At 68.0% G+C, this 23,488-nt stretch carries 21 protein-coding genes and 1 pseudogene; 9 read left to right on the plus strand and 13 right to left on the minus strand.

What is annotated here, in order from left to right; translation table 11 throughout:
- Positions 1-13: 13 nt before the first annotated feature.
- From A5753_RS19310 to A5753_RS19320, 3 genes are all read right to left on the minus strand, one after another.
- Positions 14-1,399 (minus strand): NAD(P)/FAD-dependent oxidoreductase, encoded by a 1,386-nt coding sequence (locus A5753_RS19310; RefSeq protein WP_067131778.1) that lies wholly within the window; start codon positions 1,397-1,399, stop codon positions 14-16.
- A gap of 182 nt (positions 1,400-1,581) precedes the next feature.
- Entirely contained in the window at positions 1,582-2,505 is a 924-nt protein-coding gene (locus A5753_RS19315) for an LLM class F420-dependent oxidoreductase (protein ID WP_197694753.1), read from the minus strand.
- Between the two features lie 46 nt (positions 2,506-2,551).
- Positions 2,552-3,223 carry an SDR family oxidoreductase gene (locus A5753_RS19320; protein WP_067131784.1) on the minus strand — a complete coding sequence of 224 codons (672 nt, stop codon included), beginning with the start codon at positions 3,221-3,223 and terminating at the stop codon, positions 2,552-2,554.
- Positions 3,224-3,406: 183 nt separating this feature from the next.
- Here A5753_RS19320 and modA point away from each other — a divergent pair, with 183 nt between their 5' ends.
- From modA to A5753_RS19350, 6 genes are all read left to right on the plus strand, one after another.
- On the plus strand, positions 3,407-4,183 hold the full coding sequence (gene modA / locus A5753_RS19325; protein WP_067131787.1) for a molybdate ABC transporter substrate-binding protein: 777 nt from the start codon (positions 3,407-3,409) through the stop codon (positions 4,181-4,183).
- 8 nt (positions 4,184-4,191) lie between these two features.
- On the plus strand, positions 4,192-4,986 hold the full coding sequence (locus A5753_RS19330; RefSeq protein ID WP_067131790.1) for an ABC transporter permease: 795 nt from the start codon (positions 4,192-4,194) through the stop codon (positions 4,984-4,986).
- A 2-nt stretch (positions 4,987-4,988) separates the two neighbouring features.
- Positions 4,989-6,092: a sulfate/molybdate ABC transporter ATP-binding protein gene (locus A5753_RS19335; RefSeq protein ID WP_067131793.1), complete on the plus strand. Its 1,104-nt coding sequence runs from the start codon at positions 4,989-4,991 to the stop codon at positions 6,090-6,092.
- A gap of 120 nt (positions 6,093-6,212) precedes the next feature.
- Complete coding sequence (locus tag A5753_RS19340; protein ID WP_067131796.1) at positions 6,213-7,367, plus strand: alanine and proline-rich secreted protein Apa; 1,155 nt, start codon at positions 6,213-6,215, stop codon at positions 7,365-7,367.
- Between the two features lie 137 nt (positions 7,368-7,504).
- Complete coding sequence (locus tag A5753_RS19345) at positions 7,505-7,804, plus strand: GlsB/YeaQ/YmgE family stress response membrane protein (RefSeq protein WP_067131799.1); 300 nt, start codon at positions 7,505-7,507, stop codon at positions 7,802-7,804.
- 47 nt (positions 7,805-7,851) lie between these two features.
- Complete coding sequence (locus A5753_RS19350; RefSeq protein ID WP_067131802.1) at positions 7,852-8,883, plus strand: zinc-binding alcohol dehydrogenase family protein; 1,032 nt, start codon at positions 7,852-7,854, stop codon at positions 8,881-8,883.
- Between the two features lie 6 nt (positions 8,884-8,889).
- Here A5753_RS19350 and A5753_RS19355 read toward each other — a convergent pair whose 3' ends face one another.
- From A5753_RS19355 to A5753_RS19370, 4 genes are all read right to left on the minus strand, one after another.
- The gene (locus tag A5753_RS19355; RefSeq protein ID WP_067131805.1) at positions 8,890-9,651 is read right to left on the minus strand and encodes a CPBP family intramembrane glutamic endopeptidase; all 762 of its coding nucleotides are present in this window, start codon (positions 9,649-9,651) and stop codon (positions 8,890-8,892) included.
- 30 nt (positions 9,652-9,681) lie between these two features.
- Positions 9,682-12,084 (minus strand): phosphoketolase, encoded by a 2,403-nt coding sequence (locus A5753_RS19360; protein ID WP_067131809.1) that lies wholly within the window; start codon positions 12,082-12,084, stop codon positions 9,682-9,684.
- 44 nt (positions 12,085-12,128) lie between these two features.
- Positions 12,129-12,977 carry an SDR family oxidoreductase gene (locus A5753_RS19365; RefSeq protein ID WP_067131812.1) on the minus strand — a complete coding sequence of 283 codons (849 nt, stop codon included), beginning with the start codon at positions 12,975-12,977 and terminating at the stop codon, positions 12,129-12,131.
- 129 nt (positions 12,978-13,106) lie between these two features.
- Positions 13,107-14,024, minus strand: a complete 918-nt coding sequence (locus A5753_RS19370) for an undecaprenyl-diphosphate phosphatase (protein ID WP_067131815.1) — start codon at positions 14,022-14,024, stop codon at positions 13,107-13,109.
- A 219-nt stretch (positions 14,025-14,243) separates the two neighbouring features.
- Between A5753_RS19370 and A5753_RS19375 the strand changes: the two genes are divergently transcribed.
- The 3 genes from A5753_RS19375 (at position 14,244) to A5753_RS19385 (ending at position 20,416) form a co-directional block, all read left to right on the plus strand.
- A complete protein-coding gene (locus tag A5753_RS19375; protein WP_369829341.1) occupies positions 14,244-16,646 on the plus strand; it encodes a CoA transferase in 2,403 nt (800 codons plus the stop codon).
- 54 nt (positions 16,647-16,700) lie between these two features.
- Complete coding sequence (locus A5753_RS19380; protein ID WP_067131821.1) at positions 16,701-18,185, plus strand: acetyl-CoA acetyltransferase; 1,485 nt, start codon at positions 16,701-16,703, stop codon at positions 18,183-18,185.
- Positions 18,186-18,298: 113 nt separating this feature from the next.
- Positions 18,299-20,416, plus strand: coding sequence for an NAD-dependent epimerase/dehydratase family protein (locus A5753_RS19385; protein WP_067131824.1), 2,118 nt, complete (start codon positions 18,299-18,301; stop codon positions 20,414-20,416).
- Here A5753_RS19385 and A5753_RS24030 read toward each other — a convergent pair.
- The 6 genes and pseudogenes from A5753_RS24030 to A5753_RS24440 all read right to left on the minus strand — a co-directional run.
- Positions 20,409-20,731, minus strand: a pseudogene (locus tag A5753_RS24030) (oxidoreductase C-terminal domain-containing protein); the annotation flags it as partial. The gene A5753_RS19385 and the pseudogene A5753_RS24030 sit on opposite strands and share 8 nt — an antisense overlap.
- A gap of 4 nt (positions 20,732-20,735) precedes the next feature.
- Entirely contained in the window at positions 20,736-21,461 is a 726-nt protein-coding gene (locus tag A5753_RS19390; RefSeq protein ID WP_067131826.1) for a DUF72 domain-containing protein, read from the minus strand.
- Positions 21,462-21,468: 7 nt separating this feature from the next.
- On the minus strand, positions 21,469-22,095 hold the full coding sequence (locus A5753_RS19395; RefSeq protein WP_067131827.1) for an endonuclease: 627 nt from the start codon (positions 22,093-22,095) through the stop codon (positions 21,469-21,471).
- A 41-nt stretch (positions 22,096-22,136) separates the two neighbouring features.
- On the minus strand, positions 22,137-22,469 hold the full coding sequence (locus A5753_RS19400) for a TfoX/Sxy family protein (protein WP_067131830.1): 333 nt from the start codon (positions 22,467-22,469) through the stop codon (positions 22,137-22,139).
- Between the two features lie 9 nt (positions 22,470-22,478).
- Positions 22,479-22,868, minus strand: coding sequence for a nitroreductase family deazaflavin-dependent oxidoreductase (locus tag A5753_RS19405; RefSeq protein ID WP_067131833.1), 390 nt, complete (start codon positions 22,866-22,868; stop codon positions 22,479-22,481).
- 70 nt (positions 22,869-22,938) lie between these two features.
- A complete protein-coding gene (locus A5753_RS24440; protein ID WP_067132509.1) occupies positions 22,939-23,379 on the minus strand; it encodes a hypothetical protein in 441 nt (146 codons plus the stop codon).
- Between the last annotated feature and the right edge of the window lie 109 nt (positions 23,380-23,488).

The raw sequence follows: 23,488 nt of genomic DNA on the forward strand, positions 1-23,488 counted from the left end.
AGGATGCCCGCGGCTAGCTGGCGCGTCTGGCCGCCGGCCGCTTGGTCTCGGCCGCGAGCACGGCCAACTGCTCGAGCCGGGTGCGTGCGAATGCCTGCTGCTCGGTGATGGTGAGCTGGCCGCGCCGGGTGCTCAGGAACGTCACAGTCCAGGACAGCAGCGTGCTGATCTTGGTCTTGAACCCGACCAGGTAAACCAGGTGCAGCACCAGCCACGCGAACCACGCGAACAGGCCGCTGAATTCGACCGGACCGATCTTGGCGACCGCGGAGAACCGCGACACCGTGGCCATCGAGCCCTTGTCGAAGTACTGGAATGGCTCCCGCTCGGCCGGGTTGGCACCGCCGAGTTCGGCCTTGATGGTGCTCGCGACGTACTTGGCGCCCTGGATGGCGCCCTGCGCCACTCCCGGCACGCCTTCGACGGCGGCGAGGTCGCCGATGACGAACACGTTCGGGTGGCCGGGAACCGACAGGTCGGGCAGCACCTTGACCCGGCCGGCCCGGTCCAGCTCGACGGACGACTGATCGGCAAGGTCGCGGCCCAGCGGGCTGGCCGATACGCCGGCGGACCAGACCTTGCAGGCCGATTCGATACGCCGGACGGTGCCGTCGGAATCCTTGACGGTGATGCCATTGCGGTCGACGTCGGTCACCATCGCGCCCAGCTGGATCTCTACGCCCATCTTCTCCAGCCGGGCCGCGGCGCGCTGACCCAGCTTGTCGCCGAACGGTGGTAGCACGGCGGGCGCGGCGTCGAGCAGGATCACCCGCGCCCTCGTCGAGTCGATGTGCCGGAAGGATCCTTTCAGCGTGTAGGACGCCAATTCGGCGATCTGCCCGGCCATTTCGACGCCGGTGGGACCGGCCCCGATCACGGTGAACGTCAGCAGCTTGGCACGTCGCTCCGGATCGCGGGACCGCTCGGCCTGTTCGAACGCGCTCAGGATTCGGCCCCGCACCTCGAGTGCGTCGTCGATCGACTTCATGCCCGGGGCGAACTCGGCGAAATGGTCGTTGCCGAAATATGACTGGCCGGCGCCCGCGGCGATGATCAAGCTGTCGTAGGGAGTGTCATAGGTGTGCCCAAGCAGGTCGGACACCACGAACTTGCCCTCCAGATCGATGTGGGTGACATCGCCGAGCAGCACCTGAACGTTGCGCTGGCGGCGCAGTACAACACGGGTCGGCGGTGCGATATCGCCTTCGGACACAATGCCGGTCGCCACTTGGTACAGCAGCGGCTGGAACAGGTGATGGGTGGTGCGCGCGATCAGTTTGATGTCGACGTCGGCGTGCTTGAGTTTCTTGGCCGCGTTCAGACCACCGAAGCCGGAGCCGATGATGACGACCTGGTGACGGCGCTCCGGTCCAGCGTGGGTCTGTGGCTGGGGGCTCATGTTTCCGCTGCTCCTGACGCTTCTGGACGCGACTGCACTCAGCCACCACGCTAGTCAGGCAAATACCCGCAAACCTAACTGGCAACATGTGCAATCAAACACATCACCAGTATCACTGCTGGTCGCCGGACGTGATACTCGTCATGTTCGACCGGGCGGTGCGCTGAGCTGCTACTGACGCCCTACAGGCCCACGAGCGGACGCAGCGCTTCGCCGGCCGCCTCGATGATGCCGGGCGTGTAGAAGGGCAGATTGATGATCACGCCGTCGATGCCCGCGTCGATCACCTTGGTCTTGATCTGATCGGCGACCGAATCCGGCGTGCCGACCACCATCCGCTGCGTCATCTCGGCGGGAATCTGGTCCAGGCTCGCGTTTTCGTCGATCATCACGGTGGTCAGCGTGCTGGTTTCCAGGGTGGCGGGGTCGCGGCCCACCTCCTCGCAGGACCGGCGCACCGCGTCCAGCTTGCGCGGCAGCTCGTCGAAACCCGAGATCACGTTGAGGTGGTCGAAATGCCTTGCGGCGAGCGGGATTGTCTTCTTCTCCCCGCTGCCCCCGATCATCAGCGGGATGTGGTCGCGGAAGCGGGGATTGGCGAACGCCTCGCTGGTTTGGTACCACTTGCCCGAGAAGGTGGCCCGCTCGCCCTTGATCATCGGCAGGATGATCTGCAGGGCCTCGTCGAGGCGGTTGAACCGATCGGTGAAAGTGCCGAATTCGAAGCCCAATTGATCGTGCTCGAGCTGAAACCAACCGGTACCGATTCCCAGAATCGCGCGGCCCTGGCTCACCACGTCCAGTGTGGTGATGGTCTTCGCGAGCAGACTCGGGTTCCGGTACGAATTGCCCGTCACCAACGTGCCGAGCTGCACCCGCTCGGTGGCGGTGGCCAGCGCGCCCAGGGCGGTGTAGGCCTCCAGCATCGGCTGATCGGGCGATCCCAACATCGGCAGTTGGTAGAAGTGATCCATCACGAAAACCGAATCGAATCCGGCGGATTCGGCTTCGCGGGCCTGGGCGATGACGGTGGGGAAGAGTTGCTCAACCCCGGTGCCGTAGGAGAAGTTGGGAATCTGCAAACCGAGTCGAATAGCCACGAGAATTACCGTAGCGATCGGCCTCGCCCCGGAGAAGGGTGCGCGCTACGCCTCAGGCGAAACGAGCCAGCGCGCCGTGGCTGACATGCAAGGTCTGGCCGGTGATGTGGCGAGCCGCCGACGTGGTCAAGAACAACGCCAACCGGGCGGCCTCGGCGGCCACCGGCGCTGGCGTGCGGGAGAGTCCGTCATAGCCTGCCTCGGCGCTGCGTCCACTCGCGACGACGTTGACCGTGATACCGCGGGTGCCGAAAACGCTTGCCTGGCCCGCGGTCCAGTTCGACAACGTCGCCTTGATCGCGGCGTCGGCGGTTCCCGCCGGTGGGTTCTCGGGCACCACGCTGATGATGGAGCCGCCCGAACGCAGGTGGTCGCCCACGGCCTGCACGGTCAACACCGCCGAAAGCACCGTCGCGTCAAGGGCGTTGCGCCAGGCATTCGCCGTGTCGGCGATCGAATAGGTGCGCGAGTCGCCGGCGTCCCAGGTGGGTGACGGCACGTTGACGATGGTGTCCAGATGGTGCGGGAACAGGGGACGGGCCTCTTCGAGGCTGGCCGGGTCGGTGGTGTCGCAGACGATCGCGTCGACCTCGAGCTCCTTGGCGGCGATCTCCAACTCGCTCTTGCGTGCGCCCACGATGGTCACTTTGTGGCCGTCATCGCGGAAGCCCTCGGCTACCGTGCGCCCCAGGTCCGTGTCTCCGCCGGTAACCAGCACCTCCATGCCATGACCTCCTCGTGTTCACGCGTTATGGCATCGGTCCCAGATATGTTACTGGACAGTAGCTAGTCGGCGAAACTTTACCCGGCGCGACGCGCGGATCGTTTGGGTAACTATTTGGCCGCTACTTTCTTGCGGCGATTCAACCGCAAGGCGGCCGCATCATCGGCGGGCTAGGGTTCATCCATGCGTCGGATCGGGATCCTGGCCGCGGTGGTTTCGGCTGCGCTGATGGCGGGACTGGTCGGGTGTAGTCCGAAGTCGCCCTCGTCGCAGACCTTTCCGGCATCCGGCAAGGTCATGGTGTTCGCCGCGGCGTCGCTCAAGCCCGCGTTCACCCAGATCGGCCAGCAGTTCAAGAACCAGAATCCCGGCATCGGCGTCGACTTCGAGTTCGCCGGTTCGTCCGACCTGGCCACTCAGTTGACGCAGGGTGCCACCGCGGACGTCTTCGCGTCGGCCGACACCGCCCAGATGGACAAGGTCAGCAGGGCCGGCTTGCTGACCGGCGGCCCGACGAACTTCGCGTCGAACACATTGGTCATCGTCACGGCGCCGGGCAACCCGAAGACCATCAATTCCTTCGCCGATCTGGCCAAGCCAGGCCTCAACGTGGTGATCTGCCAGCAACCGGTGCCGTGCGGGGCGGCGGCGCAGCGCGTCGAAGACAGCACTGAGGTGCGTCTGCACCCGGTCAGCGAGGAACTCAGCGTGACGGATGCCCTCAACAAGGTCACCAGCGGCCAGGCCGACGCCGCGCTGGTCTATGTCACAGACGCCAAGTCCGCCGGCAACAAGGTTGCGACGGTGAACTTCCCGGAGGCTGCCAGCGCGGTCAACGTCTATCCCATCGCGGTGCTGAAGAAGGCCCCGATGGCCGCGCAAGCGCAGAAGTTCGTCGACCTGGTGACGTCACCGGCCGGCGAGCAGGTCCTGGCCCAGGCCGGCTTCGCGAAGCCCTGAGACTGCGGATGCCCCGGCCGACGGATCTGCCCCGGTGGGTATATGTCCCCGCGACGGTTGGGACCCTCTTCGTGGTGCTGCCGCTGCTGGCCATCGCGGTCAAGGTCGATTGGCCGCATTTCTGGTCGCTGATCTCCAGTTCATCGTCGAGTACGGCGTTGTTGCTGAGCCTGAAGACCGCCGCCGCCAGCACGGTGCTGTGCGTGGCGCTGGGGGTGCCGATGGCGCTGGTGCTGGCACGCGGTACGGCGCGGGTGATCCGGCTGCTTCGGCCGCTGATTCTGCTGCCTCTGGTGCTGCCGCCGGTGGTGGGCGGAATCGCGCTGCTATACGCGTTCGGCCGGCTCGGTTTGCTCGGGCGCTACCTGGAAGCCGCCGGTGTGAGCATCGCGTTCAGCACCACCGCCGTGGTGCTCGCACAAACCTTTGTCTCGCTGCCGTTCCTGGTGATTTCTTTGGAGGGCGCCGCCCGCACCGCGGGCGGCGATTTCGAGGTGGTGGCCGCGACGCTGGGGGCGCGTCCGAGCGTCGTCTGGTGGCGCGTCACCCTGCCGCTGCTGTTGCCGGGCGTGGTCTCGGGCGCGGTGCTGGCCTTCGCCCGTTCGCTGGGCGAGTTCGGCGCGACGCTGACGTTCGCCGGATCACGGCAGGGGGTGACCCGAACGCTGCCGCTCGAGATCTACCTGCAACGAGTCACCGACGCCAATGCCGCTGTGGCGCTGTCGATCCTGCTGGTGGTGGTGGCGGCCCTGGTGGTGTTGGGCCTGGGCAGTCGCCGGCTGACCAGATCCGACACCGGATAACCATGAGCGAATTGCAGCTGCGCGCCGTCGTCGCGGACCGCCACGTGGACGTGGAATTCTCCGTGGCCGCGGGCGAGGTGCTCGCCGTGCTCGGACCCAATGGCGCGGGCAAATCGACCTTGCTGCATGTCATCGCGGGGCTGCTTCGTCCCGATGACGGCGTGGTGCGGCTGGGCAACCGCGACCTGACTGACACTGCGGCCGGCGTCAACGTGGCGACCCACGACCGCCGAGTCGGGCTGCTGCTGCAAGACGCGTTGCTGTTCCCGCACCTGAGCGTTGCCGCCAACGTCGCATTCGGACCGCACAGCCGTCGTGCGGCATTACGCCCGGCGCGTGCCGCCCAGACGGCGACGGCGCTGCGCTGGCTGCGTGAGGTGGATGCCCAGCGGTTGGCCGAGCGGAAACCGCGACAGCTGTCCGGCGGACAGGCCCAGCGAGTCGCGATCGCCCGGGCGCTGGCGGCCGAACCCGACGTGCTGCTGCTCGACGAGCCGCTGGCGGGCCTCGACGTCGCCGCGGCCGCGGCGCTCCGGGCGGTGTTGCGCAACGTCATCACTCGCATTGGTTGCGCCGCGGTCCTGGTCACCCACGACCTGCTGGACGTGTTCACCCTGGCCGATCGCGTTCTGGTGCTGGAGTCCGGCAAGATCGCCGAAATCGGCCCGGTGCCCGAGGTGCTCAGCACACCGCGTAGCCATTTCGCGGCCCGCATCGCGGGCATCAACCTGGTGAATGGAACCGTCACCAGTGACGGCTCGCTGCGCGCGGACGCCGGCCACCGCTGGTATGCGGCGGCTGCGGCGAGCGCCGCAACGCTGTCGCCGAAGCAGCGTGCGATCGCTGTGTTCCCGCCGACGGCGGTGGCCGTCTATCGGGAACGCCCGCACGGTAGTCCCCGCAACACTTTTGAGGTCACCGTGGCGGAGCTGGATGTCCGCGGACCGGCGGTGTGGGTGCGGGGCGCGCAGCAACCCGACGGCGCCCCGGGCCTCGCCGCCGAGATCACCGTCGACGCCGCCTCGGAGCTGCAATTGGTGCCGGGGGATCGAGTGTGGTTCTCGGTCAAGGCGCATGAGGTGTCGCTGCATCCCGCCGCCCGCTGACGCGGCCGTGCATGGCGGCGAGCCAAAGACGGATTGCACATTGGCAACATCGGTAAATCCACGCAGCATTAGTCCGCAATCACCCTTGCGTCACAGCGGTAACACGGTAGGTTCGTCGCCATGGAACAGGTGGACCCGACCTCGACCCGTCGCAAAGGACTGTGGACGACGCTGGCGATCACCACGGTGACCGGTGCCAGCGCACTCGCCATCGCGTTGCCGGCAGCTTCCAAAGCCGATCCCGAGGTGCCCACGCCGGTGCCGCCGAGCACGGCCGTGGCCCCGCCGGGGGCGCCGGCTACCAACGCTCCGCCGGCCGCGCCGGCGCCACCGGCCGGCCAGGTGCCGAATGCGCAACCGGCACCGGGTGATCCCAACGCTGCTCCACCGCCGCCGCTGAACCCCAACGGGGCGCCGCCCCCACCCGTCGACCCGAATGCGCCGCCGCCACCGCCTGCTGATCCGAACGCCGGGCGGATCACCAACGCGGTCGGCGGATTCAGCTACGTCCTGCCGGCCGGCTGGGTGGAGTCGGACGCGTCGCACCTCGACTACGGCTCAGCGCTGCTTAGCAAGGTCACCGGTCCGCCGCCGGCCCCCGACCAGCCACCACCGGTCGCGAACGACACTCGGATCGTGATGGGCCGCTTGGACCAAAAGCTTTACGCCAGTGCGGAAGCCAACAATGCCAAGGCCGCGGTGCGGCTGGGGTCGGACATGGGCGAATTCTTCATGCCCTACCCGGGCACCCGGATCAACCAGGACACCACCCCCCTCAACGGAAGCAACGGGAGCACCGGCAGCGCGTCGTACTACGAAGTCAAGTTCAGCGACGCGTCCAAGCCGAACGGCCAGATCTGGACGGGCGTGATCGGTTCAGCTAACGGCGGGACCGCCCAACGCTGGTTCGTGGTGTGGCTCGGAACCTCGAACGACCCGGTGGACAGGGGGGCGGCCAAGGCGCTCACCGAGTCGATTCAGGCGTCGGCACCCCCTGCGGCCCCAGGAGGCGCCGCCGCCGCGCCAGGAGCACCGGCCCCGGGAACACCGGCGGCGCCAGGAGCGCCCCCGCCGGCACCAGCGCCCGCGGCTCCGGGAGCACCGGCACCAGCGCCCGCGGCTCCGGGGGCACCTGCGCCAGCGCCCGGGGCTCCGGGAGCACCGGCACCAGCGCCCGGGGCTCCGGGGGTACCTGCGCCGGTTCCGGGCGGCGCGCCGGCCTCCGAAGTCAGCCCGCCCCCCACACCGACTCCTCAGCAGACCCTCTCGGCCTGACTGCGCCGCTCGATCGTCGCGAAACCGACTGGTTAACCGTCTCCAATTCGGCACCCGTTTCGTAACCCAAACTGGGTATACCGAAATGACGGCCCAGCAAATAGCTGGGCTTTGCCCGTGATTGCAAGGAGACTTTCATGACCGTCATGGCAGCTACAGAATTTCTTGCCCGCTCAAGCACTTTGACCAGCGTCGGCTGGATCGGTTACATCATCATCGGCGGTCTCGCCGGAGCCCTCGCCAGCAGAATCATCCGGGGCAGCGGCGCCGGCATCGTGATGGACATAATCATCGGTATCGTGGGCGCCCTGATCGGTGGCTTCATCCTCAGCTTCTTCGTCAACACCGCTGGTGGCGGCATCATCTTCACGTTCTTCACGGCGCTGCTCGGCGCCCTGCTGCTGCTCTGGATTGTCGGGATGGTGCGCAGGACGTAATCGGCTTAACCCGTTGCGGCCGTGGTGGTTAGCGGCATGATGGATTGATGCCCCCGCCGGCGACCACCACGGCAATGCGCGCCTGGCGCGTGCGTCGCCCCGGGCCGATGAGCACCGGCCCGCTGGAGCAAGTCGCCGCCGAGATACCGCGGCCAGGCCCCTCCGAACTGCTGGTGGCCGTGCGCGCGTGCGGGGTCTGCCGCACCGACCTGCACGTCACCGAAGGTGACCTCCCCGTCCACCGCGATCGGGTCACTCCGGGCCATGAAGTGGTCGGTGAAGTCATCGAGATGGGTTCTGCGGCCGGTGATGGCGAATTCCGGATTGGCGACCGGGTGGGCATCGCCTGGCTGCGCCACACCTGCGGCGTATGCAAATACTGTCGCCGCGGTGACGAGAACCTCTGCCCTCACTCCCGCTACACCGGTTGGGACGCCGACGGCGGCTACGCCGAATTCACCACCGTCCCGGCAGCTTTCGCGCATCCGCTGCCGAGCGGCTACAGCGATAGCGAGCTGGCCCCGTTGTTGTGTGCGGGCATCATCGGCTACCGTTCGCTGCTGCGCGCCGAGCTGCCGCCCGGTGGGCGCCTGGGCCTGTACGGCTTCGGCGGCAGCGCGCACATCACCGCCCAGGTGGCGCTGGCGCAAGGCGCCGAGGTGCACGTGATGACCCGCGGATCCCGGGCGCAAGAACTGGCGCTGAAGCTCGGTGCGGCATCGGCCCAAGGCGCAGCCGATCCGCCCCCGGTGCCGCTGGATGCCGCGATCCTGTTCGCTCCGGTGGGTGATCTGGTGCTGCCCGCGCTGGAGGCGCTGGACCGCGGCGGCACCCTGGCGATCGCAGGCATCCACCTGTCCGACATCCCGACCCTGAACTACCAGCGTCACCTTTTCCAGGAACGCCAAGTCCGGTCGGTCACGTCCAACACCCGGGCCGACGCGCGGGCCTTCCTCGACTTCGCGGGCAGTCACCACATTGAGGTGACGACACCGGAATATCCGCTTGGACAGGCGGATCGGGCGCTGGCGGATCTCAGCGCCGGCCGGATCGCCGGTGCGGCGGTGCTGCTCGTCTGATTCGCGTCAGGTGGACAGGTGCCAAACCAACGCGGCCGCCAGCGCGCCGAGCCCGTTCAACGACCAGTGCAACGCGATGGGCGCGATCAGGCTGCCGCTGCGCCGGCGCAGCCAGCTGAAGACGAAGCCGGCGGCCCCGGTCGCGAGGACCGCCCCGGTCACGCCGATCAGCATGCCCACCAGCCCGCCGCCGAACAGCCGGCTGAAACCCACGTTGCTGCTGGTCAGCCCGAACGACGTCGCGACGTGCCACAACCCGAACAACAGGGAACCCGCCAGCGCGACGCCGCGAAAGCCCCAGGCCCGATTCAGTGCGCCGTGCAGGACACCGCGAAAGGCCAGCTCCTCGGGAATGACGGTCTGCAGCGGGATGACGACCATCGAGGCGACCATCGCTCCGGAGATCGTGGCGTAGCGGTTGTTCATGAACATGGGCCGGGTCGCCGGCAGCAGCACGCCCAGCGCGATCACCGATGCCACGAGCGCCACGGCGGCCAGCGCGTAACCGACGCCCGGCCTCCAGTGCTCGCGACCCAGGCCGAGGTCCGCCCAGCCCAAGCCCCGCCAGCGCATCAAGATGACCAGCCCAACAGCCGCGGCCGGGACGGTCGCGATGCTCGCCCACGGCGTGGTGAAGTGCGCGATCAGGTTGGTCAGCACCAGCACGACCACGACGACGGCGATGTCGAGGTGGATCCGGAAGCGGTGCAGCGCCGACTGCTGGGACACCGCGGGTTGAATGTCGGCTGTCCCGGTGGCGTCAAGCATCCGACCAGTTTACCGGCGCCCGACCATCACTCACTGCGTTCGTTCTGCTCGCTCAGCCGTCCAGGTCCAGCCGGCGATCCGCGGGTCGTCCTCGCCGTGCTCGCGCGTGTATGTCCGCGCCGCGAGGCGGGCGTCGACCATGCGCTGACGCAACATGGCGGCGCGACTGGCCAGCCCGTCCACTCGATCGATGACGTCCATGACTAGGTGGAAACGGTCCAGATCATTGAGCATCACCATGTCGAAGGGCGTGGTTGTGGTGCCGCGTTCCTTGAAGCCGCGCACGTGCAGGTGGGCATGGTTGGTGCGACTGTAGGTGAGCCGATGGATCAACCAGGGATAGCCGTGATAGGCGAAAATGACCGGCCTGTCGCGGGTGAACAGCGCGTCGAACTCGCGGTCGGGCAGGCCGTGCGGGTGCTCTGAATCCGGCTGTAGCCGCATCAGATCGACGACGTTGATCACGCGGACGCCGAGCTCGGGCAGCTCGGAGCGCAGGATGTCGGCGGCGGCCAGCGTCTCGAGGGTGGGGATGTCGCCGGCGCAGGCCAGCACCACGTCGGGTTCGTCGGTGGCCGTGCTCGCCCAGGGCCAGATGCCCAGGCCGCGCGTGCAGTGCGCGATCGCTTCGTTCATGTCGAGGTAGGCCAGCGCGGGCTGCTTGCCGGCGACGATGACGTTGATGTAGTCGCGGCTGCGCAGACAGTGATCGGCCACCGAGAGCAGCGTGTTGCCGTCGGGCGGTAGGTAGACGCGAGTCAGCTCCGGTCGCTTGTTGGCGACCAGGTCGATGAAGCCCGGGTCTTGGTGGGATGCGCCGTTGTGGTCCTGGCGCCACACGTGCGAACTGAGCAGGTAGTTGAGCGACGCGATCGGCCTGCGCCACGGCAACTCCCGGCTGGTGGCAAGCCATTTCGCGTGCTGGTTCAGCATCGAGTCGACGATGTGCACGAACGCTTCGTAGCAGTTGAACAACCCATGCCGCCCGGTCAGCAGGTAGCCCTCCAGCCAGCCCTGGCACAGGTGCTCGGAGAGCACCTCCATCACGCGGCCGTCGGGCGCGAGGTGCTCGTCGTCGGGCTCGACCTCCGACAGCCACACCTTGTCCGTCGACCCGTAGACGGCGTCGAGCCGATTGGAGGCCGTCTCGTCGGGCCCCATCAGCCGGAACCGGTCGCGGTTGCGGGCGATCACGTCGCGCAGGAACGCACCGAGTACCCGGGTGGCCTCGTGCGTGGTGGCCGCCGGCCGCTCGACGGCCACGGCGTAGTCGCGAAAGTCCGGCAGGTCCAGATCGTGCAGCAATAACCCGCCGTTGGCGTGCGGGTTGGCGCTCATCCGGCGATCACCGGTGGGCGCCAGCGCCCGCAATTCGTCACGCAGCCTGCCGTTTTCGTCGAAAAGCTGATCGGGGGAGTAACTGCGCAGCCACTCCTCGAGCTGGGAGCGGTGCTCGGGATTGTCGTGCGTCTCGGACAGCGGCACCTGATGAGAACGCCAGGTGCCTTCAACCTTCTTGCCGTCGACCACCTTCGGCCCGGTCCAGCCTTTGGGCGTGCGCAGCACGATCATCGGCCACACCGGTCGCTCGGCCTGACCGCCGCCGCGGGCCGCGGCCTGGATCGCCGCGATGTCGTCGAAGGCGTCGTCGAGGGCGGCGGCCAGTTGCTGATGTACGTCGGCCGGGTCGTCGCCGGCGACCGTGATCGGCCGGTAGCCGTAGCCGCGCAGCAGCGATTCCAGCTCGTCGTGCGGGATGCGGGCCAGCACCGTCGGGTTGGCGATCTTGTAGCCGTTGAGCGCCAGGATGGGCAGCACCGCGCCGTCGGTCACCGGGTTGAGGAACTTGTTGGAATGCCAGCTGGCGGCAAGCGGCCCGGTTTCGGCCTCGCCGTCACCGACGACGCAGGCCACCACCAAATACGGGTTGTCCAGAGCGGCGCCGTAGGCGTGGACCAGCGCGTAGCCCAGCTCACCGCCCTCGTGGATGGAACCCGGCGTCTGGGCCGCCACGTGGCTGGGGATGCCGCCGGGGAAGGAGAACTGCCGGAACAGCTTGCGCAGCCCCTCGGCGTCCTCCTCGATGCCGGTGTACACCTCGCTGTAGGTGCCTTCCAGGTAGGCGTTGGCGACCAGCCCGGGCCCGCCGTGACCCGGCCCGGTCACGTAGATGACGTCGGCGTCGCGGTTGCGGATGATCCGGTTGAGGTGCGCATAGATGAGGTTGAGCCCGGGCGTGGTGCCCCAGTGCCCCAGCAATCGCGGTTTGACGTGCTCGGTCGACAACGGCTCGTGGAGCAGCGGGTTGTCCAGCAGGTAGATCTGGCCGACGGACAAATAATTGGCGGCGCGCCAGTACTTGTCGAGGAGAGCGAGTTCGGCGTCGGAGAGCGGAGATTGCGAGGGCGCGGGGGTTCGGGTTTCTAGGCTCACTCGGCCGATTGTCCGCGCCTTCGGTGAAGAATGCTCGTGCGCAATCAATCCTCGCCGCGGGCGCGGGCCTCGTACGCCTGGCGCTTGGCGACGTCGACGTCGTCGGTGAAGACGTGGTCGCCGCCGAGCATCCGGTTGAGCGCCTCGGCGATTCGGCGCGGCCAGAACTTCTGGGACACCACCATTGCGCCCGCCGCTTTGGTGACCCGCACCCTGGGCTTGGGGTGCGCCACCAGATTGACGATCGCGTCGGCGATCTCGGTGGGCTCGGCGTTGCGGAACCCCTTCATGCCCGGAGTCCCGGCGACCAGCTCGGTGTTGACGAACGTCGGCAACACCGTGGAGAACCTGACCCCCGCCGACCGGTACTCGAGCCGGGCGGAGTCGGTGAACGCGACCACCGCATGCTTGCTGGCGCAATAGGTGGCCAGGCCGACGATGTAGAGCTCACCGGCGAGCGAGGCGACATTGATGACGTGCCCATTGCCGCGCGGGACCATGCGTTGGGCGGCCAGCTTGCTGCCCAGGATCACGCCGTAGACGTTGATGTCCAGGATCCGCCGGGTAACCGCGTCCGGCTCATCGACGATCCTGCCGACCGGCATGATGCCGGCGTTGTTGACCAACACGTCGATCGGGCCGAGCTGGCGTTCGACCTCGTCCAGGAAATCGGAGAACGAATGCGGATCGGTGACGTCGAGCTTCCCGTAGACCTCGAGGCCCAGGTCGGCGCCGGACTCCTTCACCCGCATCTCGTCGACATCGCCGATGGCGACCTTGGCACCCAGTTTGTGCAGCGCGGTCGCGGTGGCCAGCCCGATTCCCCGGGCGCCCCCGGTGATCACGACGACCTTGCCGCGAACCCTCAGGCCAATCGAAGCCGTGTCTGCCATGCCGGTCCTCCAGATTTTTGACGGGTGTCAACTTAGGTGACTGGCCAAGCACAGCACTCGAAGTCGCCCGGCGCAACAACCCCCGCTGGCTGCACCGACCGCGGGTTGTTGCCCGACCCGCCCGGTGACTCAGCTCAGGGCGAACCAGACCAGGCTCGCCCCGCCCGCTACGGCGCAGTAGATCGCGAACGGCGTCAATGTGCGGGTCTCGAAATAGCGCGTCAGGAAGCGCACGGCGAGGTAGGCACAGACGAACGAGGCGACGCTGCCGGCCAGCACCTGGCCACCGATTCCCGCACCGAGCGGCCCGAAGAGCTCCGGGATCTTGTACACGCCCGCGGCCAAAATGATCGGTGTCGCAAGCAAGAAGGAGAACCGGGCGGCGTCTTCGTGTGACAAGCCCCGCCACAGGCCGGCCACGATGGTGATCCCCGAGCGGCTGATGCCGGGCAGCAGCGCGAGGATTTGCGCCGCACCGATGACCACGCCCCGGGGCAGGGGAAGCTGCGCGAGCCGACGGTCGGAGGCCTCGTCGCCGTGTTCGAGTTCCCCGCCGGCCACCGCGGCTCGATCCGGAGTGGGCGCGATGCGCCTGCGAAGCACTTCGCCGAGGTAAAGCGCGATGCCGTTGAGTAACAGGAACGCCGCGGCGGGGACGGGCTTGCCCAGCGTGGTGCGGAACAGCTGTTCTAGCGCCAGCCCCGCCAGACCCACCGGGATGGTGCCGGCCACGATCAACCACGCCAGCCGTTCGTCAGGCGTCTGGATCCGCCGGTGCCGCAGCGACGTGCAGAACCCGGTAAGGATGCGCATCCAGTCGCGCCAGAAGAACACCAGCAGCGCGGCGGCGGTGGCCACATGCAGACCCACAATGAACGCGAGGTAGGGCGATTTGGGGGCGGACACGCTGAGGTCCTGGGCCCATCGCCCGCCGACCAGTGCCGGCACCAGCACCGCGTGTCCCAGGCTGGAGACCGGGAACAGCTCGGTCACGCCTTGGAACGCGCCGACCACGACGGCCTCGACGTAGCTCAGGTGCGCGGTCATAGGGAAGCCTCCATGAGACGACGGGTGGGGCCGGGCGGATCGGCCTGTGACGATAGCCGACGCCGCGCCGGCGCGGACCTTCGACTGAGCGTTGCGCGACCGCCGATGACGCATGCCCCGAATAGGCTTGCCCAGCTGGCACTTTGGCCGTCACCGAGATCGCTCGACGAAGCAAAAGGCCGCCGCGCAGCGGCCTGACCAGGCAGGTACGGTGTGCAGATGGCCGACGGGTTGCTCGATGCCGTGCGCGTTCTCGACCTGTCGAGCGGTGTCGCGGACGCGGTCACCCGGCTGTTCGCCGACCTGGGCGGCGACGTCCTCAAGGTGGAGCCGCCGGGCGGTTGCCTGAGCCGGGATGTGCTGCCCACGCTGCGTGGAGCCGGCATTCCGTTCGCCATGCACAACGCCAACAAGCGCAGCGCGGTGCTCGATCCGTTCGATGACGAGGACTGCGCCCGCTTTCTGGATCTGGCCGCCGAGGCCGACATCGTCGTGGACACCGGCGCCGACGAGCGCGGGGCCATGTTCGGGACATCGGGGGAGGAGCTGGCGGCCCGCTACCCGCATCTGGTGGTGCTGTCGATCACCGACTTCGGCGCGACTGGTCCGCGGTCGTCATGGCGTGCCACCGATCCCGTCCTGTACGCGATGTGCGGCGCGCTGTCGCGGTCCGGCCCCACCACCGGCACCCCGGTGTTGCCGCCGGACGGTATCGCGTCGGCGACCGCCGCCGTCCAGGCGGCGTGGGCGGCGCTCGCGGCGTACTACAACCGATTACGCTGCGGCACAGGCGATTACATCGACTTCTCCTGGTTCGACGCCGTCGTCATGGCGCTCGACCCCGCGTTCGGCGCACACGGACAGGCCGCCGCCGGTGTCCGCCGCAGCGGGCGGTGGCGGGGCCGGCCGAAGAATCAGGACGCCTACCCGATCTACCCCTGCCAGGACGGTTACGTCCGGCTGTGTGTGATGGCGCCGCGCCAGTGGCGTGGCCTGCGGCGCTGGCTGGGGGAGCCGGCGGAGTTCCAGGACCCGAAATACGACGCGATCGGCGCGCGGTTCGCGGCCTGGCCGCAGATCAGCCGGCTGATCGAGGAGTTGTTCACCGGACAGACCATGAAGGATCTGGTGGCAGCCGGCCAGGCGAACGGAGTGCCGATCGCCGCGGTGCTGACGCCCGCGCGAATCCCGGGCTCCGAACACTTCCGGGCGGTCGGTGCCATCACCGACACCGAACTCGTCCCCGGCGTGCGCACCAGCGTGCCGACCGGATATTTCGTCGTCGACGGCCGGCGAGCGGGTTTTCGGACGCCGGTGCCGGCCGCCGGATCCGATGAACCGTATTGGCGCGGCACCCCGTCGGTGGTGCCGTCGTCATCGGGCCGGCTCGGCGACTATCCCTTTGCCGGACTGCGGATTCTCGATCTGGGCATCATCGTCGCCGGAGGCGAGTTGAGCCGCTTGTTCGGCGACCTGGGCGCCGATGTCATCAAAGTCGAAAGCGTCGATTATCCGGACGGATTGAGGCAGGCCCGGATCGGCGATGCCATGAGCGAGTCGTTCGCCTGGACGCACCGCAATAACCGGGGATTGGGACTGGACCTGCGCAGCACCGAGGGCAAGAAGATCTTTGGGCGCCTGGTGGCCGAGGCCGACGCGGTGTTCGCCAACTTCAAGCCCGGAACCCTTACGGCACTGGGTTTTTCCTACGATGAGCTGCGCGCCGTCAACCCGCGGATTGTGCTTGCCGAAAGCAGCGCGTTCGGCGACACCGGGCCGTGGAGCGCCCGGTTGGGTTATGGACCGCTGGTCCGCGCCACCACCGGGGTCACCCGGCTCTGGACGTCCGACGGCGCGGAGGACGAAGCCGGCCCGGACAGGCACGCGTTCTACGACGCGACGACCGTCTTTCCCGACCACGTGGTGGGGCGGGTGACGGCCATCGGGGCGCTGGCGGCGCTGATCCACCGCGACCGGGCCGGCCGAGGGACCCATGTCCACGTCTCACAGGCCGAAGTCGTGGTCAACCAACTCGACACGCTCTATGTCACCGAGGCCGCGCTGGCCGCGGGCGTCGCTCAGATCCGCGAGGACACCAGCCTGCATGCGGTCTACCCCTGCGCGGGTGACGACGAATGGTGCGTCATCTCGATCCGGTCCGACGATGAATGGCGCAGGGCCGCATCGGTTTTCGACCACACAGGGTGGGCCGACGATCCGCGCTTCGCGACCGGCGAAGCGCGGCTGGCCCATCGCGCCGAGCTGGTGGAGCTGGTCTCCGGCTGGACCCGCACGCGGACGCCGCTGCGGGCGGCCGAGCTGCTGCAGTCGGCCGGCGTCCCGGCCGGGCCGATGAATCGCCCGCCGGACGTACTCGAGGACCCCCAGCTGATCGCGCGAAACGTCTACAGCCCAATGACGCATCCGCTGATCGAAAGCCCGTTGCCGGCCGAGACGGGCCCGGCGCCGTTTCGGCACATCCCGGCGGCCCGGCAGGCTCCGGCGCCGCTGCCCGGCCAGGACACCGTCGAGATCTGCCGAAGCCTGCTGGGCATGAACCTCTCGGATATCCAGCGGCTGATCGACGACGGCGTCCTGTCCATCCCGGCCGACACCGCTTAGCGCTTCCAGGACCGCCAAGGCGGCCAGATCCATAGCCACGCTAAATTCGTTCCCATGAGCGTCGACCCCAGGACTCCGGTGTTGATCGGCTACGGCCAGGTCAACCATCGCGACGAGATCGACCCGGCAACCCGCTCGGTCGAGCCGATGGACCTGATGGTGGATGCGGCGCGGAAAGCGGCCGGCGCCGCGGTGATCGAGGCAGTGGATTCCATCCGGATCGTGAACATCCTGTCGGCCCAGTACCGCGACCCGGGCCTGTTACTCGGCCAGCGAATCGGTGCCTCCGACTTCACCACCCTGTACAGCCCGGTCGGCGGCAACGTGCCGCAGTCACTGGTCAACCAGGCTTGCCTGGACATTCAGCGGGGCCGCGCCAAGGTGGTGCTGCTGGCCGGCGCCGAAACCTGGCGCACCAGGCGCGGTCTGCGAGCCAAGGGCGCCAAGCTGGTGTGGACCGAACAGGACCAATCGGTCCCGATGGCCGAGGTCAGCGGTGACGACGTCCCCATGGCCGGTGACGCCGAGATCAGGATCTCCCTCGATCGGCCCGCCTACGTCTACCCGATGTTCGAGGAGGCGCTTCGGATCGCGAGCGCCGAGGCGATCGACGACCACGTCGAGCGCATCGGAGCGCTGTGGGCACGGTTCAGCGCCGTCGCGGTGGACAATCCGAACGCCTGGATCCGCAAGCCGTCGAGCGCCGACGACATCAGCCAGGCGGGCCCACAGAACCGGATGATCAGTTGGCCCTATCCCAAGCTGATGAACTCCAACAACATGGTCGACCAGGGCGCGGCGCTGGTGCTGGCCTCGGTCGGGGAGGCGAGGAGGCTGAAGATCCCCGCCGAGCGATGGGTATTCCCGCACGCGGGCACCGACGCCCACGACACCCCGTCCATCGCCGAGCGCCACGAGCTGCACCGCTCGACGGCGATCCGGATCGCCGGTGCGCGGGCGCTGGCACTTGCCGGCTTGGGAATCGACGACATCGACCACGTCGACCTGTACTCCTGCTTTCCCTCCGCGGTTCAGGTGGCGGCGTCCGAGCTCGGGTTGAGCGTCGACGATCCCGCCCGTCCGCTGACGGTCACCGGCGGGCTGACGTTCGCGGGCGGACCGTGGAGCAACTACGTGATGCACTCCATCGCCACCATGGCAGAGTTGCTGGTGGCCAATCCGGGCCGGCGGGGCCTGATCACCGCCAACGGCGGCTACCTGACCAAACACAGCTTCGGGGTCTACGGCACCGAGCCGCCCGCCGAATTCCGTTGGGAAGACACGCAACCGGCCGTCGATCGGGAACCGACAACGGACGCGGTGGTCGAGTGGGAAGGCGTCGGCACCGTCGAGGCCTGGACGACGCCGTTCGACCGTGACGGCCAGCCCGAGAAGGCATTCCTGGCCGTACGTACGCCCGATGGGTCGCGCGCACTGGCCGTAATCACAGATCGCACCGCGGCGCAGGAATCGGTGCGCGAAGACATCGGTGGCGCCAAGGTTGCCGTCGCCGCGGACGGCAGCGCGACGCTGCAATAACCTCGGCCGGCCTCATCACGCGAGGTGGCCGAACCGTTACCGGACTAACGGTCGCGTAGCCCATGCCTGCTTGCCTATTGTTGAGTATTGAGGGTTGGGGGAGGTGAGCCCAGGTGCACATCCTGGTTACCGACGCCACCGGCGCACTCGGGCGGCTGGTCGCTGGACAGCTGATCGCTGCAGGACACACGGTCACCGGCATTGCTGAGCTTCCTCATCCGTGCCTGGACCGCAACGTCGAATTTGTTTGCGCGTCGCTGCGCGACCCAGTCGTTCGGGAGCTGACCGACGAAGCCGACGCGGTGATCCATCTGGCGCCCATCGATCCCTCCGTCCCCGGCAGCGCGCACGTGGACGGCCTGGCGCGGGTGACCGACGCGGCCGCCCGCGCCGGTTCCCGGTTGCTTTTCGTGTCGCAGGCCGCGGGCCGGCTCGACCTGTATCGGCCGGCCGAGGACCTGGTGGCCTCGAGCTGGGGCCCGACCGTTGTCGTCCGGATCGCACCACCGGTCGGTCGCCAGCTGGACTGGATGGTGTGCCGTACCGTGGCCACGCTGATGCGCGCCAAGGTCTCGGCTCAGCCCATGCATGTCCTGCATCTCGACGACCTCATGCGCTTTCTGGTGCTGGCATTGAACACCGACCGCACCGGTGTCGTGGACCTCGCCAGCCCGGACACCGTCAATCTGATCACCGCGTGGCGGGTGCTGCGGGCGACCGACCCGCGGTCCCGGCTGCACGGGGTGCGCGGCTGGGCACAACCGATGCCAGAAATGAATGTCTCAGCGGCACAAGAGGATTGGTCATTCGAGTTCGGCTGGCACGCACTGGACGCGGTCGCCGACACCGCCCGCGGACTCGTCGGCCGCCGACTCGACACCGCGGGCGCCATTAACCACGGCGGGCGGCTGGCCCTCCCGGTCGAGGTGCTGGCACAGCCCCGGCGGCCGGCTGACGATGCACACAGCGCGGCACCCGAAGGCGTCGAGGGCGAATTCGACGACCACATCGATCCGCGGTTTCCGGTCTTCAGCGGCTCCGCCCTTAACGAGGCGCTCCCCGGACCGCTCACGCCGATCACCCTGGACGTGCAGCTGAGTGGGCTGCGCGCCGCGAACCGGGTGCTGGGTCAGGTGCTCGCGCTCGGCGGCGCGGTCGACGAGGAATGGGGCAGCAGGGCCATCGCGGTGTTCGGCCATCGACCCTACGTTGGGGTGTCGGTCAACATGGTCGCCGCCGCCCAGCTGCCCGGTTGGGACCAGCAGGCCATCGTGCGCGACGCCCTGGTCGGCCAGCCCCACGTCGGGGATCCGCTGCCGTTCGGTGAGCCCGCCCTGGCGGGCGGGGCGCTCGGCTCGGTCGCCAAGGCGCTTGCCGCGGGACGGTCGGTGGCTGCGCTGCGCCATCTGCGGGCCGACACCCGGGCCTACAGCGCCGCCGCGACCGCCGAACACCTCGATGCCGCCCAGCTGGCGCTGCTTCCTGAGGCGGCGCTGGAAGTTCGCCTGCGGCTACTGCGCGACCGCATTCATCAGGGCTGGATCCTCAACGCGCTGTGGTTGATCGGTGCCGGCGTCAGCGCCGCGGCGCCGGTGCGTAGCCAGACGCGTCGCGGTGTGCCCGGGGTGGGCATGATCACCGAAAGCGACCTCGTCGCCACGGAGATCGCCGAGCTGGCGGCCGCGCTCCGCGCCGACCCGCCGTTGTGTGCGCTGGCGGAGGAGGGCAACCTGGCGAGCATTCGCGCGTTGTCGCCGACCACCGCGGCCGCCGTGGATGCCGCCGTCGCGCGGATCGGGCACCGCGGCCCGGGGGAGGCCGAACTGGCCAGCGCGACATTTGCAGACGACCCGACGATGTTGCTGATCGCCGCGGCTGCCGCCGCCGCGCGGCCCGCCCTGGTTCGGGCACAGGATGAACGGTTGGCGGTCAGCACTCGGGAGCTTGCCCACGACGCCACTATGCGGTTCACGCACGAGCTCCGGATGACGTTGCGCGCCTTGGGTTTCCTGCTAGTCGAGGCGGATCTGATCGACGACGTCGAGGACATGTACTACCTGACCTGCAACGAACTGGTCACGCTGCCCGGCGATGCGCGGCTGCGGATCAAACGCCGCCGCACCGAACGGGAACGATTGCAGGTGCAATGCCCACCCGACGTCATCGACGGGACGTGGGCTCCAATGCGACACAGCGTCGACCAATCCGACGCCGAGCAAACTGTCAGCTGACGCTCGGCAGATCGGCCACCGACGACTGCGGATCCACAACTTGTCGACCTGGACCGGGGCCCGGGACCGGACCAGGGCTTTGACGTCGTCGAGCACATCCCTCACATTAACGTTCATTCCGGCCAGCAGCCGGTCGTCGCCGTCGAGCCAGAACGCGACGAACTCACGCCCGGACGACGTCACCCGGAACACGACCCGCTCGAATTCCGGTGTGTGCCCGACATATTCCATGCCGAGGGCGTATTGGTCGGTGAAGAAATACGGCAACTGCGCGTATTCGCCTGGGGTGCCGAGCATCCCGGCCACCGCGATCGCGCGCTCAACTCAACAGCTCGCGCAAGGCCAGCGCATTGCGAACCGCGTGCCCACCCAGGTCGTTGTTGAAATACATCCACACGTCGGTGCCGTCGCCGTCCCACTCGGCGATGCGATCGGCCCAGCGCCGTAAGTCGCGGTCGGAATACGAGCCGGAGTAGTTGGCTTTCGGATCCGGCCCGTGCATCCGGATGTACACCAGGTCGGTGGTCGCCCGGGGGATACACTCGAGCCCGAGACCGCTCATCACCACATAGGCGGCGCGGTGGCGTTCCAGTAACTCGAACACGGCGGGGTCGTTCCACGATGGGTGACGCAATTCGACGGCGACGCGGATCGATTCGGGCATCAGCGCCAAGAACGCATCCAGGCGGGCGTCGTCGCGCTGCTGTTCGGGGTGCAATTGCACGAGCAGCACGCCGTGCCGATCACCCAGCAGACGCCAACAACGTTCGAACCGTTCGACCCACGGCTCTGGCGAGGCCAGCCGGCGGTAGTGTGTCAATCCGCGGTGGGCCTTGACCGACATGGTGAAGCCCTCCGGCAGCTGCTGGCGCCAGCCCGTGAAGGTCGAATCCTGGGGCCACCGGTAAAAACTCGCGTTCAGCTCGACGGTGTCGAACACTTCGATGTAGCGGGCGAGCCGGCGGCCCGACGGCGTTCCGGTCGGATACAGCACGTCCACCCAGTGGTTATACGACCACCCCGAGGTACCGATGCGTATGGTCACGATTCGCTCAGCCGGTCACCCGCCGACGCACATCGTCGTCGAGCGACACCCTGACCAGCGCGGCGGCCAGCGGCGCATTGGCTTGCGGCGCAAGCGAACCGAGCTGCTCAGGTGTGGCAGGCAAACCCAATTGCTTGGCGGTGCCGGTGGCGCGGGCGTCGAAATATGGGCGCACCCAGGTCCAGACGTCCTGAACTTCGCGCAGGTATATGTCCGCGCCGGTGTCGCCGATTCCCTTGAATTCCTTGAGCATTCGTTTGGCCGCCGCGGGGTCGGACCGGCTGCGGTCGGCCAGCCGGCGTAGATCACCGGAGTAGACGTCACGAACACGCTCGGCGATTTCGGCGAGCCGGGTCGCAGAGCTCTCGTCGTAGCGCACGTAATGCGCGCGCCCGAACGCCTCGATCATGGTCCGCCGGTCGGCGGCCTGCACGGCGCCGGGTGTCCGCAGACCGGCCCTGAACAGTTCCCGCGCGGCGGCCATGGCGATGCCCGCGTCGATCGGCTTGCTGGCCAGCATGCACAGAACGAGGAGCTGAAACAGCGGCATCGGCTTGTCCCTCATGGTGATCCGCGCCTGCGACGCGTACGTCGTGCCCGCAACGTCGAGGAGTCGCCGCACCCGCTTGTCCATAGGCACTCGCGTACCCGCGCTCCGGATGAGCAAACCGAACGCTACTTGGGCGGCAGGCTGCGCGCGTAGCCGACTCCGCGGTTTACCCAACTGCGAAGCTGGCGTGTGGTTTGCACACCGGCGGCGTCAACGCGCAGCCACCCGCGGGCTTCGCGGCCGGCCATCACCATCGGGCTCACATGGACACGATCGGCGAGCTTGTCGGTGTCCTCCGGCGGCACTCGCACCAAGAGCCCGCCCTGGCCGCTGGCGGCCACCGACATGTTGCCGTTGATCAGAAACGCCAGACCGCCGAACATGCGTTTCTCCTCGACGCCGGGCTCGGGGCCGAGGAGTTCGCGAATCCGGTTGGCCAGATCCTCGTCGTAGGCCATGCGGCGAGCTCAGTCCAGATCGACGCGGATGGTCAGCAGGTCACTGCCCATCAGCCGCACCATCGCGCTGTTCATTCGCGGTAGGTTGCCCAGCCGCTGCACGGCGTCATCGTCAGGCAGCAGGTGCGCGGTGCCGTTGCGCCACCGTCCGCCGACCCGCACCCGAACAGCGGGATCGGCCTTGATGTTGCGGACATAGTCCGAGTGCTCGCCGTGTTCGGAGACCATCCAGAACTGGTTGTCCACGACGCGACCGCCTACCGCGGTACGACGCGGCTGCCCGCTCTTGCGTCCGGTGGTCTCGAGCATCGTCATCGGCAGTTGCCGGCCCACCGGATTGACCAACAGCCGTTGAACGCGGTGAACCACTTGTCGTTTGAGCTTCGCAAAGTCACTCATAATCTGCGATTCTGCCGTAGCCGAGAACAGCCGCCACCATGCTGGTGGCGGCTGTTCTCGAACGCGCTGATTAGACCGGCGGCGCCGGAACGAAGGTACCGTCGGGCAAGAAAACGCCCCACTGGTTTACAGCCGGGTTGAACACGACTGGGTAGTCACCCGGCTGGCCCATCGGTGCCCAGCGGGCTGGATACCCATAGCCGCCCGGGTCGTTGTAGTGCCCCGGCGGCGGGAAGCCCTGCTGCCCGGGCGGAAGCGGTGTGCCCGGACCGTTGCAGTTGACACCCGGACCGCCGTTACAGATCGGCTGCGGCACCCACGGCCCCTGCCCAGGTCCATTCCGGTCGGGAACGTTCGGACCCGGCACGTTTGGCCCCGGGACGTTCGGTCCCGGCCCCGGCATGTTGGGGCCGTTGGGGTCGGCCTGCGCGAACCCGGCACCAAAGCCGAGCGCGCCCGACGTCAACGCGCCCGCAATAGCGGCGCTAACAGCTATTCTGTTCAACCTCACGATGAACTCCTTGTCCGGCCGCTCACCGCCCTTCGGCGGCTTCACGGCATGATTTGTTGTTCGTCACCCGCGTCCTTTGACGTTGGGTGGAGGTCAACCCCCTCGGCTG

It is taken from the genome of Mycobacterium sp. 852002-51971_SCH5477799-a (genome assembly GCF_001667145.1).
In the GTDB taxonomy this organism is placed as follows: Bacteria; Actinomycetota; Actinomycetes; order Mycobacteriales; family Mycobacteriaceae; genus Mycobacterium.

What these genes read in the sequence shown, in the direction of transcription:
- A5753_RS19320 (WP_067131784.1), bottom strand. Translation starts at nt 3,223, where the DNA reads ATGGAGGTGCTGGTTACCGGCGGAGACACGGACCTGGGGCGCACGGTA.
- A5753_RS19345 (WP_067131799.1), top strand. Translation starts at nt 7,505, where the DNA reads ATGACCGTCATGGCAGCTACAGAATTTCTTGCCCGCTCAAGCACTTTG.
- A5753_RS19355 (WP_067131805.1), bottom strand. Translation starts at nt 9,651, where the DNA reads ATGCTTGACGCCACCGGGACAGCCGACATTCAACCCGCGGTGTCCCAG.
- A5753_RS19365 (WP_067131812.1), bottom strand. Translation starts at nt 12,977, where the DNA reads ATGGCAGACACGGCTTCGATTGGCCTGAGGGTTCGCGGCAAGGTCGTC.
- A5753_RS19310 (WP_067131778.1), bottom strand. Translation starts at nt 1,399, where the DNA reads ATGAGCCCCCAGCCACAGACCCACGCTGGACCGGAGCGCCGTCACCAG.
- A5753_RS19395 (WP_067131827.1), bottom strand. Translation starts at nt 22,095, where the DNA reads ATGGACAAGCGGGTGCGGCGACTCCTCGACGTTGCGGGCACGACGTAC.
- A5753_RS19375 (WP_369829341.1), top strand. Translation starts at nt 14,244, where the DNA reads ATGGCCGACGGGTTGCTCGATGCCGTGCGCGTTCTCGACCTGTCGAGC.
- A5753_RS19340 (WP_067131796.1), top strand. Translation starts at nt 6,213, where the DNA reads ATGGAACAGGTGGACCCGACCTCGACCCGTCGCAAAGGACTGTGGACG.
- A5753_RS19380 (WP_067131821.1), top strand. Translation starts at nt 16,701, where the DNA reads ATGAGCGTCGACCCCAGGACTCCGGTGTTGATCGGCTACGGCCAGGTC.
- A5753_RS19370 (WP_067131815.1), bottom strand. Translation starts at nt 14,024, where the DNA reads ATGACCGCGCACCTGAGCTACGTCGAGGCCGTCGTGGTCGGCGCGTTC.
- modA (WP_067131787.1), top strand. Translation starts at nt 3,407, where the DNA reads ATGCGTCGGATCGGGATCCTGGCCGCGGTGGTTTCGGCTGCGCTGATG.
- A5753_RS19330 (WP_067131790.1), top strand. Translation starts at nt 4,192, where the DNA reads ATGCCCCGGCCGACGGATCTGCCCCGGTGGGTATATGTCCCCGCGACG.
- A5753_RS19405 (WP_067131833.1), bottom strand. Translation starts at nt 22,868, where the DNA reads ATGAGTGACTTTGCGAAGCTCAAACGACAAGTGGTTCACCGCGTTCAA.
- A5753_RS19400 (WP_067131830.1), bottom strand. Translation starts at nt 22,469, where the DNA reads ATGGCCTACGACGAGGATCTGGCCAACCGGATTCGCGAACTCCTCGGC.
- A5753_RS19335 (WP_067131793.1), top strand. Translation starts at nt 4,989, where the DNA reads ATGAGCGAATTGCAGCTGCGCGCCGTCGTCGCGGACCGCCACGTGGAC.
- A5753_RS19350 (WP_067131802.1), top strand. Translation starts at nt 7,852, where the DNA reads ATGCCCCCGCCGGCGACCACCACGGCAATGCGCGCCTGGCGCGTGCGT.